The sequence below is a fragment of the Adhaeribacter soli genome (assembly GCF_008727925.1).
GTDB lineage: Bacteria > Bacteroidota > Bacteroidia > Cytophagales > Hymenobacteraceae > Adhaeribacter_A > Adhaeribacter_A soli.
Genome location: NZ_VTWT01000004.1, coordinates 192720 through 207810, shown reverse-complemented (window position 1 = coordinate 207810; position 15091 = coordinate 192720). Strand labels below are relative to the sequence as shown.

Annotated in this window: 16 protein-coding genes; 6 read left to right on the top strand and 10 right to left on the bottom strand. The window is 48.2% G+C overall.

Annotation, left to right across the window (positions count from 1 at the left end; translation table 11 throughout):
• Nucleotides 1-59 precede the first annotated feature (59 nt).
• The 9 genes from F0P94_RS09035 to F0P94_RS08995 all read right to left on the bottom strand — a co-directional run bounded on the left by F0P94_RS09035 (nucleotide 60) and on the right by F0P94_RS08995 (nucleotide 8741).
• The gene (locus tag F0P94_RS09035; protein ID WP_150903559.1) at nucleotides 60-959 is read right to left on the bottom strand and encodes a DUF5777 family beta-barrel protein; all 900 of its coding nucleotides are present in this window, start codon (nucleotides 957-959) and stop codon (nucleotides 60-62) included.
• A gap of 5 nt (nucleotides 960-964) precedes the next feature.
• Nucleotides 965-1525 (bottom strand): YceI family protein, encoded by a 561-nt coding sequence (locus F0P94_RS09030; protein WP_150903558.1) that lies wholly within the window; start codon nucleotides 1523-1525, stop codon nucleotides 965-967.
• Nucleotides 1526-1576: 51 nt separating this feature from the next.
• Nucleotides 1577-1996 carry an OB-fold protein gene (locus F0P94_RS09025; RefSeq protein ID WP_150903557.1) on the bottom strand — a complete coding sequence of 140 codons (420 nt, stop codon included), beginning with the start codon at nucleotides 1994-1996 and terminating at the stop codon, nucleotides 1577-1579.
• A gap of 5 nt (nucleotides 1997-2001) precedes the next feature.
• Nucleotides 2002-2379 carry a hypothetical protein gene (locus F0P94_RS09020; protein ID WP_150903556.1) on the bottom strand — a complete coding sequence of 126 codons (378 nt, stop codon included), beginning with the start codon at nucleotides 2377-2379 and terminating at the stop codon, nucleotides 2002-2004.
• A gap of 159 nt (nucleotides 2380-2538) precedes the next feature.
• Complete coding sequence (locus tag F0P94_RS09015; protein WP_191906983.1) at nucleotides 2539-3273, bottom strand: c-type cytochrome domain-containing protein; 735 nt, start codon at nucleotides 3271-3273, stop codon at nucleotides 2539-2541.
• A gap of 586 nt (nucleotides 3274-3859) precedes the next feature.
• The gene (locus tag F0P94_RS09010) at nucleotides 3860-4627 is read right to left on the bottom strand and encodes a LytR/AlgR family response regulator transcription factor (protein WP_150903554.1); all 768 of its coding nucleotides are present in this window, start codon (nucleotides 4625-4627) and stop codon (nucleotides 3860-3862) included.
• A 2-nt stretch (nucleotides 4628-4629) separates the two neighbouring features.
• Nucleotides 4630-7500, bottom strand: coding sequence for a sensor histidine kinase (locus F0P94_RS09005; protein ID WP_191906982.1), 2871 nt, complete (start codon nucleotides 7498-7500; stop codon nucleotides 4630-4632).
• A 45-nt stretch (nucleotides 7501-7545) separates the two neighbouring features.
• Nucleotides 7546-8100: a YceI family protein gene (locus tag F0P94_RS09000; RefSeq protein ID WP_150903552.1), complete on the bottom strand. Its 555-nt coding sequence runs from the start codon at nucleotides 8098-8100 to the stop codon at nucleotides 7546-7548.
• A 224-nt stretch (nucleotides 8101-8324) separates the two neighbouring features.
• The gene (locus F0P94_RS08995; RefSeq protein ID WP_150903551.1) at nucleotides 8325-8741 is read right to left on the bottom strand and encodes an organic hydroperoxide resistance protein; all 417 of its coding nucleotides are present in this window, start codon (nucleotides 8739-8741) and stop codon (nucleotides 8325-8327) included.
• Nucleotides 8742-9090: 349 nt separating this feature from the next.
• Here F0P94_RS08995 and F0P94_RS08990 point away from each other — a divergent pair, with 349 nt between their 5' ends.
• From F0P94_RS08990 to F0P94_RS08970, 5 genes are read left to right on the top strand one after another with little or no spacing between them, the layout of a single operon-like run.
• Nucleotides 9091-9963: an STAS domain-containing protein gene (locus F0P94_RS08990; protein ID WP_150903550.1), complete on the top strand. Its 873-nt coding sequence runs from the start codon at nucleotides 9091-9093 to the stop codon at nucleotides 9961-9963.
• Nucleotides 9964-9968: 5 nt separating this feature from the next.
• Nucleotides 9969-10379, top strand: a complete 411-nt coding sequence (locus F0P94_RS08985; RefSeq protein WP_150903549.1) for an STAS domain-containing protein — start codon at nucleotides 9969-9971, stop codon at nucleotides 10377-10379.
• Nucleotides 10363-10776: an anti-sigma regulatory factor gene (locus F0P94_RS08980; RefSeq protein WP_225307170.1), complete on the top strand. Its 414-nt coding sequence runs from the start codon at nucleotides 10363-10365 to the stop codon at nucleotides 10774-10776. Before F0P94_RS08985 ends, F0P94_RS08980 begins: the two co-directional genes overlap by 17 nt.
• On the top strand, nucleotides 10766-11797 hold the full coding sequence (locus F0P94_RS08975; RefSeq protein ID WP_150903548.1) for an ATP-binding protein: 1032 nt from the start codon (nucleotides 10766-10768) through the stop codon (nucleotides 11795-11797). Before F0P94_RS08980 ends, F0P94_RS08975 begins: the two co-directional genes overlap by 11 nt.
• Nucleotides 11798-11799: 2 nt before the next feature.
• Entirely contained in the window at nucleotides 11800-13137 is a 1338-nt protein-coding gene (locus F0P94_RS08970; RefSeq protein ID WP_150903547.1) for a sensor histidine kinase, read from the top strand.
• A gap of 582 nt (nucleotides 13138-13719) precedes the next feature.
• On the opposite strand, the gene F0P94_RS08965 is transcribed toward F0P94_RS08970, so the two are convergent.
• Nucleotides 13720-14175, bottom strand: a complete 456-nt coding sequence (locus F0P94_RS08965; protein ID WP_150903546.1) for a response regulator — start codon at nucleotides 14173-14175, stop codon at nucleotides 13720-13722.
• Between the two features lie 364 nt (nucleotides 14176-14539).
• On the opposite strand from F0P94_RS08965, the gene F0P94_RS08960 reads away from it, so the two are divergent.
• Nucleotides 14540-14851 carry a sll1863 family stress response protein gene (locus tag F0P94_RS08960; RefSeq protein ID WP_150903545.1) on the top strand — a complete coding sequence of 104 codons (312 nt, stop codon included), beginning with the start codon at nucleotides 14540-14542 and terminating at the stop codon, nucleotides 14849-14851.
• The last annotated feature ends 240 nt before the right edge of the window (nucleotides 14852-15091 follow it).

Genomic DNA, 15091 nt, shown 5'->3' with positions numbered 1-15091 from the left:
AAAAAGAAGAACCTGACCGTCATGCCGGTCAGGTTCTTGAGCTTCAACTTAACTCAGAATTAATCAGCCTTGCTTTGTTTGATGGTGAATACCCGGGAAATATTAAACCCGAACCGGATATCGCCTTTTTCCCAGCTTCCGGTAGTTTCGGTAATGAAGCCTTTTTCGACCATGGCAGTGGAGTTGGTAAAGTGCAGCTGGAACACGTGCCCGCCGGTTTCAATATCGAAGCCGATAGCCAGGGAGTTTTTGAATTGTTCACTGATCTGATCAGGCAAAACGTAATAATATTCAGCATTTACGGCCAGGCGCTTGGTTAATTTAAGCCGGCCGGCCACCCCGGCAGCCATCACGTCGTGCTTTTCATCGGGGGTAGCCACCAGGTTGCGGTGCACGACCGTGGGCATAAACTGCAGGGTAAATCCTTCGCTGAATTTCCTTCCAAAGATTAACTGGTGCGTAAAGGCCAGGCGTGAGCTGAAATAATTCTCCCGCTCCGGATATTGCCATTTCAAAGAGTTCAGAGCGGTGCCGGAAAACCAGATAACGGTTAAAGGCATTGTTTTAGCGCCGGAGCTTTGGCGCAACAGTTTCATTTTCAGAAAGCCGTCGAAGGTTTTCTGCACCGAACTCCGGCCAACGCCTATCATGAGCCTATCGGAAACACCGTAATCCAAACCGATCCGGATGGTAGCCGCATCAAGACCAAAGAGCTCGTAGGCGCCGCCGTTCAGCGGACCGAAGCGGTGCGATATTTTCATGTCGAGTACGCCGCCGGCCGTGTTCTCCAGCGACTGGCTGTTGATTACGCGCGTGGTTTTAAAACTGGCTTTCGCAAATTCCCGTTGCGGCTTGTCGTCTTCAATTAAAGAAAGCAGATCGTCCTGGGCAAAAACGGTACTCGAAAAGCAAAAAAAGGTCAGGCCTAGAAAAAGGAATTTAAAAAAGGGCGTATTCATTTTACTTAGCTTTTCAGGCCCTGGTAATCCATATTCACAGTTACTTTAATTTGCCTGGCAATTTTCTCGCGCACCAGTTTCGGGATCTCGATCTGGTAATCTTCCGGCGCTACGTTAAAAACCGCGTTGGCTTTAACCGCCCCGCTTGCCACCGTAATGGTAGCGGGCAGTTCCACTTCTTTCGTAACGCCATGAATGGTCAGGTTGCCTTTCACGTTCACTTTATAAGTACCATCTTTTTTGAAATCTACGGCCGATAAATTGGTAAGGACGCCGGCAAAGGTGGCCTTCGGAAACTTGCCCGATTCCATGTAGTTTTCGTTGAAATGCTCTTCCATTAAGGCTTTCTTGAATTTGAATGCTTTGATGAGGACGGCGAATTCCATTTTACCGGTCCTGGCATCGATCACACTGGTGGCGTTGCTGTTGTGGGCTTCAATATCTTCCATGGGCGTGCTGGAGAAAAAAGAAACCTGGCCGTTTTTAGTAAAATATTTATCCTGAGCCAATGCCGCCGACAAGGCTACAAAACAAGTAAAGAGCAGGGTGAGGAAGGAACGTTTCATATTTTCGGATTTAAAGAGTGAATAAAAATCGGTATGGTTTTAATTGAAAAATCAGAGAACAAGCACGCATTTTACCAGTACTACATCCATCAGGTAGCCGGTGCACTGGCCTTTCACTTTTACTTGTTGCCCCACCTGCAAAGCAAGGCCTTCGGGAATGTTGGCCGCCGGAACTTCACAGGTTACGCCGCCCATTTCAGAACCGGCATCCAGGTTCAGGTTCAGGGAACCGTCTTCTCCACGGCTAATTTCTTTTAAGACACCCTGCACCTGAAGAGTTTTGTCTAAATACTGCTGATTGGCGGTGGTTTCGTTTTGGGTAAATTGCTCGTAAAGTTCTGTGGTGGGGATGCTGAAATCGGCTTTTTCGTTGTTCAGATCCCGCGCCGGTTTGTTGTATTGCCACCAGCCGCCAAGCCCCACCAGGAGCAGCAATAAAGCGAGGGCGAATATATAATGCTTCGTTTTCATGTCTTCTAATTGTTTGGGATTCCGATTTGGATCCAGCGGTTTATCGTTTCAATATCGCAAGCTGAAAGTTTGTTGCCGCCTTTCGGCATCGGGGAAGGCCCGGTGTGCGAAACGGCGCGGTACAACCTTCCGTCGGAAGCCACTTTCTGCAGGTTGGCGTAGCCTTCCAGCAGGATATTCCCACCGCCTTCAGCCGAACCCGCATGACAGGCATAGCAATTTGCCTGAATAATGGGCAGCACCTTGGTCTGGTAGGTTACAGCCGTGGAATCACAAGCGCTTGTATTCAGGTTCTTTGGGTACAGCTCGCTTTCCACGTCGTAATAGCAACCGGGCAAAACCAGCAGCAGCGCACCAATAATTATTAAGAAATATTGCTTCATGATGTTAGTTATGCAAAGCACTGTCCTCCGATATCTTTCTTATTCTCATTCGAAGTGTGGAGTAAAACCACGAATTGCTGAGGCAGTATTTAAAATCGAATATTGTGAAAATCCTCCCCCTACCCCCTCCAAAGGGGGACTTTCCTTCTACATATAGCATCAGTTATTCAAAGCGCCGTCGCGCACCCATTTTTTAATGAGTGTAATGTTACAATCGGATAGTTTATTTCCGCCCTGAGGCATGGACTTGTAACCGGCTTTATGCGAAACAGCGCCTACCAACCGGCCATTCCGGGCAACGGCAGCCAAACCGGCGTGCGTGCTGTAATTCAGACCGCCGGAAGCCGAAGCGCCGCTGTGGCAGCCTAAACAGTTAGATTGAATGATCGGGAAAATGGTTCTGGAATACGTTACGTTGGTAGAATCGCAGGTAACGGTCGAGCAGGTTTCGTTTTTAGCGCCTTGGGCAATCCATTTTCTTATCGTTTCGATGTTTGCCGCCGAAAGGGGTGGTCGGTTATAAGGCATCCGTTTCCGGGAATCGGTTTCCGTGATACGCTCATACAGGTCGCTTCCTTCAGGATCACCGGGACGCACATCGGCATTGCTGGTCATCACGCTGTTGTAGGAATCCAGCACCACGCCTTCTTCCCGGTCGTTGGCGTTATGGCAACCGCTCATGGTACAGTTCGAAAGCAGGATAGGCAACACGTCGCGCTCAAAATAAACGGTGTTCGGATCGCAAAGCTGCCCCGGATTATTCGGGTTGTTCGGATTATTGGGATTAGCCGGATTTTCCGGCTGTACCGGGATTTCGTGCTTGCAGCTTATCGTAACGGCAAGCCACATCAGCATCAGGCCGGCCTTCCATAACTTTCCCGAAAAACGTACCATGGGCATATTCCTGATTGTTGTTCCTGTAATTAACTTTTATCCGCTGCTGCTTTCTTTCTTCGGCAAACTTCTATTCATAAATCAATTGATTGCCGTTTGCTTCGGATTTCTACGTCTAAGTTGCTGCCTTTAATTATTAAAAAGAACTGAATATTGCTGAACCGGTAAAAGCATCTTCTGAACGGGAAAATTCCGGTTCTACCGGAAGGCAGCTTTTAATGGGCTTCAATTTTTTTTCGGATAATATAAGGCCGGAGATTACAGTACCGCTACATTTTAAATCAAAAATCTCCTTGGCCTGTGTCTCACAGGCCAAAGCACTACAGTTTAAAATTAGGCTACATTCAAATATCCTTCAATAACCCTTATGAGGCTTCGCCTTACTGAAGTTAAAAACTTCAGATCATAAATAGGTCTCAGTTATAAACTTAGACCAGCTAATATGAAAATGAAACAAGTAGTACAGTCTGAATAAAAGCCCTACCAACCTGATGAGATCCCTCCTGCCGTCGGGATGACCGGATGATTATTTTTACAGGATTAACCTTCAAAGTAGTACTTCTTCAAAATTTAAGTTTCATGAATGTTACTTCCCCGTCAGCCAGCTTTTAAAGGAAGAGGACCGTTCCGTGCTCACAATAGTTTCAATATCGGAGGGCGGATTCAGCTCGATCTTTACCCGCGATTTGGAATAGCTGTACATGCTGCCAATTGCTTTCACGTTGATGATGAACTGCCGGTTGATGCGGAAAAATTGAGCCGGATCGAGCACGTCTTCCAGTTCATCCAGGGTATTATCTACTGGCAGCTTCTTGTTTTCAAACGTGTTCAGGAATGTAATTTTTTCTTGGGTGAAGAAATAGGCAATATCGGCTACTTCTACCGTTTTAATGTTGGCGCCGTAGCGGATCACCAGGCGTTTCTGGAAGGTCTTGGGTAGGTTGGGTTGCAGCGCCTGCAGCAGTTGCTGGTAATCGATAGCAGGTTTCTGAGCAGGCGTTTGCAACTTTTTCCATTTCTCCAGGCTCTTTTCCAGTTCGGGCAGTTTCACCGGTTTCAGCAGGTAATCGATGCTGTTGAGTTTGAAGGCTTCCAGGGCGTACTGGTCGAAGGCGGTGGTAAAAATAATGGGTGCGGTAACTTCCACTTCCCGGAAAACCTCAAAACTGGAACCGTCGGCCAGGTGGATGTCGGAGAAAATCAGCTCGGGCGCCGGATTACTCTTCAGCCAGCTTACAGTGCTTTCAATGCTGTCGGTAACTTCCAGGATATTCACCTCCGGATCGAGTTGCCGCAAAAGCTTCTGCATGCGTTGTGCCGCCGCTTCTTCATCTTCAATCAGTAATACATTCATAACTACTCAGGATAAAATAGTGGGACTTTTACTTCAAAAAGGATATCGTTTTGATTTATGACCACGGGGCGTTTGCCTAAAATGGCGTAACGGTTCCGTATATTCGCAAGACCAATGCCGGTCGATCTTTCGGCTTGTTTTTTAGGTTGCAGGTTATTGCGTACGGCCAGGTAATTTTCTGCTTCCGCCCCAATTTCTACCATTAAAGGTTTGCTTCTGGAAACCACGTTGTGCTTGATGGCATTTTCCACGAGCAGCTGCAAGGTGAGTGGGGCAATACGTAACTCCTGAACCGAATCCGGCACCTTTACTTCCAGCTTCAGGTTGGAACCGTAGCGTTTTTGCTGCAGAAAGTAATAATTCTGAATAAGCACCAGTTCTTCGCGTACGGTAATGGTATCTTTCTCGCGGTAAACCAGGATGTCGCGGAAGAAGTCCGATAGCTTTTCCACGTACTCCACCGCGGCCTCCTGGTCGTCTTCGATAATGCCGATCAGGGTGTTGAAACTGTTGAAAAGGAAGTGCGGGTTTACCTGGTTCTTCAGCGTTTCGAACTGAAACATTACCTTGTCTTTCTCGAGGCGTTCGGCTTTTTTCAGGCGCTTTTCCCGGCTTTTAATAAAGCCGAACAACAAGCTACCCGCCCCGGCCAGGCTTGCCAGGTAAAACCACATCGTATTCCAGAAAGGCTTTTCAATAGTAAAGGTATAGGTTTGCACCGGGGCATTAGAAAAATTACCGGTGGCCGAAGCGCTAACTTTAAAGGTGTATTTTCCGGGCGGAAGCTTGGGGTAGGTAATGCTCCGGTTATTCGACAGGATCCATTCGCGGTCGTAGCCTTCCAGTTTCAGGCGGTAAGAAACATCGGCGGGCGCCTGGTACCAAAGGCCGGCGTATTCGAACGTGATGTGGTTTTCGTCGTAGGCCAAAGGTTGCGCGTTTTGCCCAAGAGGCTTCAGAAAGAGCTGCACGCTGGTCAGGCGCATTTGCGGCGAAACCGGCAGTTCCGCTTTTTCCGGTTGATAAGCAGCCAAACCTTTTTCGGCGCCAAACCATACCGGTCCGGCAGCATCGCGGCTGACCGTATTCAGGTTCGGATCTTTCATTTTCAGGCCCCGTTCTTCGCCCAGGTACGAAATTCTTCCCGTAGCCGGTTCCAGCACGTCCATTCCTTTTTTATGCAAAATGAGCAGGTTCCCGAACTTATCCGTAGCCAGACTGCTGATGTCCGGGTCGCGTAAGCCTTCCTTCAGCCCGAAATTTTTAAAAACCGTTCCGTTGAATTTAAAGATACCGGCTTTCGGGGCGCTTACCCACAGGCTTCCATCTTTCGTTTCGGCAACGGAATAAACGGTGCGGGAAATCAGGCCATTTTTTTCGGTGAACCGGGTGAAGCGGCCGTTTTGGAGTTTTATCAGGCCTTTGCCGTCGGTAGCAAACCAGACCTGCTTTTTAGAATCGATGAATACCTGGTAAATGTAATTAAAGCCGATGCCGTCGCGCTGGTTAAAATTCTCGAAGTTTAGTGGTGTGTTCAGCGCTTTATTTTCCGGCTGTATCCGGCAGCGGGAAGCGCCGCCCAGGGTAGCCAGCCAGACTTCCTCTTTCGTGCCGGCTATCGATAATACGTTGTCGTTTATCAGGCCGTCTTTTTCGGTGAATTGCCTTACCTTTTTCGAAACCGGATCGGCCAGGAAAAGACCGCCGCCAAACGTCCCGATCCACAAAAGCCCATGAACGTCTTCGTAAAGGCTGATGATCTTGAATTTCCGGAAGGGCTGCTCCATGAATGCCGGTTCTACTTTTAATCCCTGCAACTGCTTTCGGGCACAAAACAAACCTTCTTCCGTGCTGAACCAGATATTGCCGTTCCTGCCGGTAAGCACCGCCTGAACGCCCGTTGGTTTTACGCCCTTGGCCGTTTCTAAAAAGCGAAGGTTTGGGAAGGCTGTCAGCACTTCGGGAGCATTGCCGGCAACCCACATGGTACCTTCGGCATCGGTTATCAGGTCGGTAATTCTTAAACTGGTTGAAGCGGCATCGTTGTTTAAGGAAATTAACCGCTCAGGCTCTGTAGGATCGAATTTCCAGAGGCCGCGGCCGTGCGTACCGATGATGCAGGAACTGCCGGTAGGCAGCAGCGCTTTCACGCCTCCCTCCTGCCAGTTTTGCGAAGCCGGGAAGTTTGAAATTTTCAGCGTAGCCGCATCGATCCGGCAAAAGCCGCCGGAATACGTGCCTGCCCAAATCGTTTTGCGGGCCGGGCATGGGGCCAATGCCGTTACAATATTATCGGAAAGCCCCTGGGCCGCACCAATTTTCCGGATCGCTTTCTTATCGGTACTGAAATTACAAACGGCAATGCCGCGATCGGTTCCCGCCCAGATCTGACCGTAAGCATCCCGTGCCAGCGAATAAATATAATCGTCCGGCAGGCCGTCGTCGGTGTTCAGGTTGTAAAGGCGGTTCTTTATCCAGACGTAAATGCCTTCGCCGTAAGTAGCAAACCAGATATTACCTTTGGCGTCTTCCTCAATATCGAGAATGGCTTCTTTGGGCGTTCCTTCTTCGGGGCTGAAAGCCTGAAGTTGGTTGTTTACTAAGCGGTAAATTTTCCCATTATCGCAACCGATCCAGAGTTGTTTTTGCTTGTCCTGGAAAAGCGCGGAAACCGAAGGAAGGGGCTTTTTACTGGCTAACCGATACGGTTCCGGTTTCAGGCCGTCGAAGCGGAAAAGTCCTTGCGCGGTGCCAAGCCAGATAAAGCCATCCTGATCCTGGTAGAGCTTTTTAACTTTCAGGAGTTCGTTCTGGTATTCGAAGGTGCGGGTGTTTAATTGTAGCTGCTGCCCGGAAACCAGGAGCGGCAACAAAAAAAACAGAACCGAACACCACCTTAAAAAGCGCATTTCCGGGAATTAAGATTGCGGCAGGAAAACAGCATTCACGGTAACCGAAATCTCTTCGGCAATTTTCTGGTACACGATCTTGGGAATGGTGATATTATGATCGGCCAGCGGCACGGTGAAGTTCGAGGTAATAGTTATCGTGCCTTTTTTAATTTGGATGGTAGCTTTAATGATCCGCTCCTGCTCCACGCCGTGTACGTTTAGTTTGCCCTTGGCCCGAACCGTGTAGGTGCCATCGGTATCGTAAGGAACATCTTCAATAATTTTCCCGGTAAAAGTGGAGTTCTGGAATTTATTCGACTCCATGTAATTTTCGTTGAAATGTTCCCGCTGCAAGGCGCTGTTAAACCCTTCGAAGGTATTGTTGGGCACCGAAAAGGCAAAGGTCTGGTCGTCCGGCTTCAGTACGCCCTTCATTTTGGTAGAAGTAGCCTCAATGAGTTCCAGTGGGGCATCGGACTTAAAATGAATGGTAGCGTCTTTGGCCAGGTACAAACTTTTAACCGGCGCCGTTGCCAGAAACTGCCACACCAGAAACCCGAGTAATGCAAAAGACTGAATCATGCTCTAAAACTATCCTTACAAACAAAAATGCCAATGGAAACCATTTGCAGGGTAGTAAAATTAACACAATTCCCGGAAATTGCAAGAGACCAAAACAGCCTTTACTTTTTAACCTGAAATGGTAGCGTTTTAAACACAAAAATGAACGTACCCAGGCACGTTCCTTAATTATTTTTCATGAAGGTATCTAAACCTCACAGGTCTCGGAGACCTGTGAGGTTTTACTAATGCACATTCAGTTTCACATCCACATTCCCGCGGGTACCTACCGAATACGGACAAATGCGGTGCGCTTCTTCTACGATCTGCCGGCCTTTGTCTTTATCGAATCCCTTCAGATCTACATCCAGGGTTACTCCCAGGCTGTAAGCGCCATCGTCTACCTGGTTTAAATCTACATGGGCCGTAACGGTACTTTCCGGATCTAAATGCACGTGCTGCCGGCCGGCTGCCACCAGCAAGGCGCTCTGAAAACAGGCAGCATAGCCGGCGGCAAACAGCTGTTCGGGATTGGTGCTCCCACCGTTGCCTCCCAGGCCTTCCGGCAAAGCCACCTTCATATCAATAATGCCATCTGAAGATTTTACATGACCGCTACGGCCTCCTTTGGCCGTTACTTCGGCCCGGTATAAAGTTTTCATAGCTTCTCCTTTTTTAAACTGAAACGATAGCGTTTTAACCAGGAAAACCAAAAAAGGTTTAAAACGCTGCTCAGCAAAAGAACTTAACTGCATAGAATGCACTCCTTTCATAAACTGGCAATTGCTGCCTGCCTTTTCTAAACCGGAAATTTGAACTTTACGGTTGTTTTTGCCTGGCAACTACCCGCAACCGGCAACCACAAAAAATGTTTAAAACACCGCTTGAAAATTTCTGATACCGCATTAAATCCCTACCTTTAAGCGCTCGAAAAGTGCATCTGACGCATTACGGCGGCAGTTGCCCATAAAAATCAGCCTCACCAACCTTAACATCAACTTCCCTATTGTTATGAAAAATGCTACGTCGAAAGTAATAAGAAAGAATAAAGCCCAGATCCTTGAAAGCTGGATGAAATACCAGCTGACAGACGAAGACTTGCGCGACGACCTGATGAACATGGAAGAACTTCATGGCCAATCGGAACAATTACTCGACAGCTTTTTAAATGCACTGGAAAGCGGCAACATGAACGATATAAATGCCCGGGAATTTGAACCGATCCGCGATACCTTAGGGGAAATTTCGGTGATGCGGGCCCGGCGGGGTTACTCCCCGCGCGAAACCGGTACGTTTGTGCTCAGCCTGAAACAAAGCCTTTTCGATGCCCTGGAAAAAGAATTTAAAAGCCAGCCGGAAATACTTTATAAGGAAATAATTCTGGTAAATAACCTGCTCGACAGCCTGAGCATTTTCACCTTCGAGACGTTTATTAAAGGCCGTGAGGAAGTGATCCTGCGCCAGACCGACGAAATAAACGAGATCTCTACGCCGGTTATCCGGGTTTGGGAAGGCATTCTGGCATTGCCGATCATTGGAACCCTGGACAGCGCCCGTACCCAGATCGTAATGGAAAACCTGTTGCAGGAAATTGTGGCTACCGGCAGCAGCATTGCCATTCTGGATATTTCCGGCGTACCGGCCGTAGATTCGCTGGTGGCCCAGCACTTAATTAAAACCGTAAGCGCCACCCGTTTAATGGGCGCCGAATGCATTATCAGCGGGATCAGGGCCGAAATTGCGCAAACCATTGTGCACCTGGGCATAGACCTGAGCAACATAAAAACCAAAGCCTCGCTGGCCAGCGCCCTCCGTCTTGCTTACGACATGATGGGCGTAGAAGTAAAAAAAATGGATAGAAGATCAAAAATTTCATTGCTGTAATATAGATGGATAGAATACCGATCCTGAAAATGGGCCCCTTTTTGCTGGTGACCATTCAAGTTGACCTTTACGACCGGTTGGCGCTTAACCTGGAAAACGATCTGATTACCATGGTAAGCAAAACCGAAGCAAAAGGTGTTTTAATCGACATTTCGGCAGTAAGCATTGTAGATTCGTTCATGGGCCGCATTCTGGGGAATATTGCCTCCATGTCCCGGATTATGGATGCCGAAACCGTTGTTGTGGGTATGCAGCCGGCCGTAGCCATTACGCTGGTAGAATTAGGCCTTACACTACAAGGGGTGCATACTGCCCTGAACGTAGAAAAGGGAATGGAGCTTCTTCAGAATAAGATCGGGCTTAACCTCTTAAATCAGGAAGAATACCAGGAGCCCGCCGATGATACAGATCTCTAAAGATTCGATGCCGATTTTGCGGGAGCAGGATGTGGTTCCGTTCCGGAACCGCGTGCGCGAGCTGGCTACCAAAATCGGCATGAGCCTGGTAAACCAAACCAAGCTGATTACCGCGGCCAGCGAACTGGTCCGGAACATGCTGAAGTACGCCAACGGCGGCAAAGTTTTGCTGGAACTGATCAGCAGGAACGGCCAGACCGGCGTGCGGCTTACCTTCGAAGACCAGGGTCCCGGCATTAAAGACATCGACCTGGCCATGAAAGACGGCTTTTCTACGGGCAAAAGCCTGGGCCTGGGCTTACCGGGCACCAAAAGGCTGGTAAACGAATTCAGCATTAAAAGCGTACCCGGCGAAGGCACCACCGTTACCATTACACACTGGAAAAATGGACGTTAACCAACACCAGCGCTTTGTGCTGGCCGACCGTAGTTACCTGAGCCTGGTAAAGCGCGACATTACCAAGCTGGCCGAAACCTACGGGTTTTCAGAAACCGAGCTCGGCAAAATAAACATTGTGGTGTCGGAAATGGCTACCAACCTGGTGCGGCACGCTACCACCGGCGGCGAAATACTGGTTAAACCCACCGATCCGGATCTGAAAGGCATCGAGATCATCTGCATCGATCACGGACCAGGCATGGCCAATCCGGAGCGGATGATGGAAGACGGCATTTCTACGTATGGTTCCTCCGGCGAAGGCCTGGGCGCGATAAAAAGGCAGTCTTCGTTTTTCGATTATTATTCCCGCCCCGAAACCGGCACCATTTTGCTTTCCCGTATTTTCAAACCCGTTCACCCGGAAACCCAGATTTCCAAGCCCCCCAAACTGGAGATTGGCAGCGTGATGGTGGCCAAAAACGGCGAAACCGTGTGCGGCGATGGCTGGTACTGCCGGCAGATAGACGGTAAGACCTACATACTGGCTTTAGATGGCCTGGGCCATGGACCGGACGCCAACGAAGCCGCTTCGAAGGGAGTTGCCAGTTTTCTGAAAAGCCGAAACATTTCCCCGGCCGAAATGATGCGGGAGCTGCACGCCGACATCCGGAAAACGCGGGGAGCGGTTGGCGCAGTGGTAAAAATAAACACCCGCGAAGGCGAACTGGATTTTTGCGGCATCGGCAACATTACCGGGAAGATCTTCAGCCACAGCAGTTATACCGTAATTAAAAACCTGGTTTCCTATAACGGTATCTTAGGCCATAATATTCCGCATACGGTGCATAACCAGCGTACCGAATGGCAGGCCGGCCGCCTGATGGTGCTTCACTCCGACGGCATAAAATCGCGCATGGACCTTACCCGTTACCCGGACCTGCACCGCCACGACCCGAACCTGATTGCGGCAGTAATATACCGCGATTTCAGCCGGGGAACCGACGACACCCTGGTGATCGTTACCAAACCGAAGATTTAAGTATGCAGCGTAGCATTGCCAAAATAAATATCAGCAACGAACTGGATGTGGTGCTGGCCTATAAACGGGCCATGCAACTAGCCGAACGATGCGGCATTGCGCTGGCCAATCAAACCAAATTTGCCACCGCGGTTTCGGAAATCTGCCGGAATGTAGTTGAATTCGTAGGCGAAGGCAGCATTCAGTTCAATATAACCGACGATTACGGCCTTTTGTACCTGGAAGCTTATATTGCCGATCGCGGGCGCGGCATCGGGAACCTGGACCTGTACCTGGATCCGGGAAACACCTTTTCCGGCCGGGGAATGGGTATTTCCAACGCCCGTAAATTAGTAGACAGTTTCAGCATTGAGTCGGAAGACGAAAAAGGGACGCGGGTAAAGTTAAAAAAAAGGATTCCGGCCAACCATCCCATTATTTCCAAAGCCGTGATCGATAACTGGGTGGAAGACTTTGCCCAAGATTCGGAAATTTCGCCTTACGCCGAGATCAAGGATCAGAACATGAAGCTGATCCATTTGCTGGAGGAACTCCGGGTAAAGAACCTGGAAACCGAAAGCCAGCTGCACGAAATCAAGCGCCTGAACCTGGAATTGCTTTCGTCGAACGAGGAAGTTACTACCCTGCTGGCCGAAAGGGAAGCAAAAAACGACCTGCTGCAGCGCAAAAATCAGGAACTCGATGCGTTTGCCCACATTGTTTCGCACGATCTGCGGTCGCCGCTGCAAAACATAAAAGGGCTGGCCATGCTCCTGGAGGCCTACCTGAAAATGGGTGCCATAGAAGAAATTCCCCCGGTTCTGAACCTAGTGGTAAACCAGACGGACCGGATGGATAACCTGATCCTGGATATTTTATCGTATTCGCTGGCCGGGAAAAACAAACTACCGAAAAAAGAAGTGCAGGTGCAAAGCCTGCTTTACGAGGTAACTTCCTTCCTGAACATTCCGGATAATTTTGAGATAGAAATACCCGAAAATCTGCCAACGCTATACACCGAAGAAATATTCTTGCGGCAGATCTTTAACAACCTCATTAACAACGCCATAAAGCACCACGACCTGGCCAAAGGCAGCATCCGGATTGGTTGCGAAGCAGAAGGGAAATTCCTCCGGTTTATGGTAGCCGACGATGGCCCCGGCATTAATCCGAAAAATCAGGGAATCATTTTCAGGCAATTCGAAGCCTTGGGAAGCGGGTTAACCTCGGAGAATACCGGTCTGGGTTTATCTATAATTAAGAAAATTACCGAAGAAAAAGGCGGAGCGATCTGGGTGGAATCGTCGGGACGGGGTTCGCAATTCTATTTTACCTGGCCCCTTTCCGAAGTAATAGCCTAGAGCAGATAAAGTTTTATTTGTCGGGTAAAAGCAGGCTGAAGCATGGTTGTTGGTGAAAACACTATAGCCGTCAAGCTAAGAAGAAAAGCTGGTCATTCCGAGCAACGCCGAGGAAACCTATACATACCTCTATGACAAAGCGAGCGTAGCACGATTTGTCTTACCGTTTAATTTTAAATATGCGGCTGCATAAGTTCCCTCAGAGCTCCGCTCGCAAGTTTCGCGCTTCCTCGCGCTCACTTGTGTTCGGGATGACCCAATAAATTAGCTTAGCTTAACGGCTATGGTATGCTATTTGGAGTCTTCCGCAGGTCGACTTCAAATTCAAAATGAAATGGGAAGTCTCTGACTTCCTGTTAGCTATGAAAAACGGCAGCTGAATTAAAGGGAGCAGGTGAAAGCCGATTGCCAATCAATCAACTTTTATACCTGAAGAGCCGGGTCGGAGACCCTGTTTTTCATTCATAGTTTGAAGTCATCCTCTGGAAGACTCCAAACAGCTTGGGGACTAAAGCAGAGAGGCAGTTATTTCCAACCAACTTTTCAGAAGAATTAGATAGCCGGTAAAACAAAAAACCACAGTTAAGCCTGTGGTTTTTTGTTTTGTTTATGAGCAAAATAGTTTTTCAGAATTTCCCTTACATCGGCTTCGGAAAGCGCTTTGGAAAGGTGCTTTTTCACTTTCGTATAGTTCTTGAGCTTTTCCAGATCGTAAAAGCTGGCCGAAGAAGTAAGCATTAGAATTATTACATGGTCGAGTCTGTCGAACCCTTCTTCCGCATATTTTTCCAGAAAAGTAAAGCCGTCCATAACCGGCATTTTAATATCCAGAAAGATCAGATCCGGGCAAACAAAACCAGGTTTCGGATTTTCGCTGCAGGCTTCTTTTAAAAACTCCAGCGCCTCTTTGCCATTCCGGACAGCTTTTATCTCATTGGCAACTTTCATGTTGGTAAGCAAACGGGAATTCACCAGATTGGTAACATCGTCGTCGTCTACCAGTAAAATTAAATTAAGCGGTTTGGTTGTTTCTCCCATCTTTTTCCGTCACAAATTCCTGTTTCTATCTTTAAAAAGGAAACTCATCCAATCATTTATACCTCCCAAAATCCGGAAAATATAGAAGTCGCAACTGCCCTTTTCAGAAAACAAATGTAGGGGTTCTCCCCCTGTATTTCAAACCAAATTACTTCTTTTCAAAGGAATAATCCATTGCACAAGCCACCAGACCATTGAAATAAAGTCTGAATCCGCTGGCACTTGTACAACCTTAAAAAAACAATGTGGGGAAGTAAACCTGAAACCCGAAGCGTAACTATATCCTTTTAAGCCTAAAGGCAGTATTAGGTTTTAAGCCGAAAACGGTACCGTTTTCGGCGCAAAACCTAAAAGCAAACAAACCATGGACACGTATAACTTAAAACCGGAAAACATGCGCGCTCCCGAGAATTTAACGGAGGCAGAGATCAGGAAAAGCCTGGAAGAACTCGACAATAAGATCAAAACCCTGCAAGCCCGCGCCAATGCTACCACAGCCGATTCCAACCATACCTACCACGAACACATTGCTGCCCTGGAAGCCAAACGCGCTAAGATTGCCGAAAAAATGAGCTCCCCGGAACAAAAAAGCCAATCGGCCTGGGACGAAATTAAAAAGAACATCGAAAACCTGGGCGAAGATTTACGTGGCCTGATTGCCGGCGGAAAAATGTAGAATTGTTTAATTGTTGATTGCTGATTGTTAATTGATTTATAATAGAAAAACCTGCCGTTCTTGAGCGGCAGGTTTTTCTATTAATATGATACTGTTTTGAGTTGGTACAAACTTATAAATGGCTGTCATGTTGAGCGATAACGTAACAACTCGTCAGCTCTTGGTACACCCCTTAAATCTGGCTTAGTGCTGAGCGCCAACGAGGTCCTTCGCTGGCGCTCAGGATGACAGTTAGTTTTG

Excerpts from the sequence above, each read along its gene's own strand:
- F0P94_RS08975 (WP_150903548.1), top strand. The coding sequence starts at position 10,766 with ATGGACGTTAACCAACACCAGCGCTTTGTGCTGGCCGACCGTAGTTAC.
- F0P94_RS09030 (WP_150903558.1), bottom strand. The coding sequence starts at position 1,525 with ATGAAACGTTCCTTCCTCACCCTGCTCTTTACTTGTTTTGTAGCCTTG.
- F0P94_RS09035 (WP_150903559.1), bottom strand. The coding sequence starts at position 959 with ATGAATACGCCCTTTTTTAAATTCCTTTTTCTAGGCCTGACCTTTTTT.
- F0P94_RS08990 (WP_150903550.1), top strand. The coding sequence starts at position 9,091 with ATGAAAAATGCTACGTCGAAAGTAATAAGAAAGAATAAAGCCCAGATC.
- F0P94_RS08980 (WP_225307170.1), top strand. The coding sequence starts at position 10,363 with ATGATACAGATCTCTAAAGATTCGATGCCGATTTTGCGGGAGCAGGAT.
- F0P94_RS08965 (WP_150903546.1), bottom strand. The coding sequence starts at position 14,175 with ATGGGAGAAACAACCAAACCGCTTAATTTAATTTTACTGGTAGACGAC.
- F0P94_RS09010 (WP_150903554.1), bottom strand. The coding sequence starts at position 4,627 with ATGAATGTATTACTGATTGAAGATGAAGAAGCGGCGGCACAACGCATG.
- F0P94_RS09015 (WP_191906983.1), bottom strand. The coding sequence starts at position 3,273 with ATGGTACGTTTTTCGGGAAAGTTATGGAAGGCCGGCCTGATGCTGATG.
- F0P94_RS09000 (WP_150903552.1), bottom strand. The coding sequence starts at position 8,100 with ATGATTCAGTCTTTTGCATTACTCGGGTTTCTGGTGTGGCAGTTTCTG.
- F0P94_RS08995 (WP_150903551.1), bottom strand. The coding sequence starts at position 8,741 with ATGAAAACTTTATACCGGGCCGAAGTAACGGCCAAAGGAGGCCGTAGC.
- F0P94_RS08970 (WP_150903547.1), top strand. The coding sequence starts at position 11,800 with ATGCAGCGTAGCATTGCCAAAATAAATATCAGCAACGAACTGGATGTG.
- F0P94_RS08960 (WP_150903545.1), top strand. The coding sequence starts at position 14,540 with ATGGACACGTATAACTTAAAACCGGAAAACATGCGCGCTCCCGAGAAT.
- F0P94_RS09020 (WP_150903556.1), bottom strand. The coding sequence starts at position 2,379 with ATGAAGCAATATTTCTTAATAATTATTGGTGCGCTGCTGCTGGTTTTG.
- F0P94_RS09025 (WP_150903557.1), bottom strand. The coding sequence starts at position 1,996 with ATGAAAACGAAGCATTATATATTCGCCCTCGCTTTATTGCTGCTCCTG.
- F0P94_RS08985 (WP_150903549.1), top strand. The coding sequence starts at position 9,969 with ATGGATAGAATACCGATCCTGAAAATGGGCCCCTTTTTGCTGGTGACC.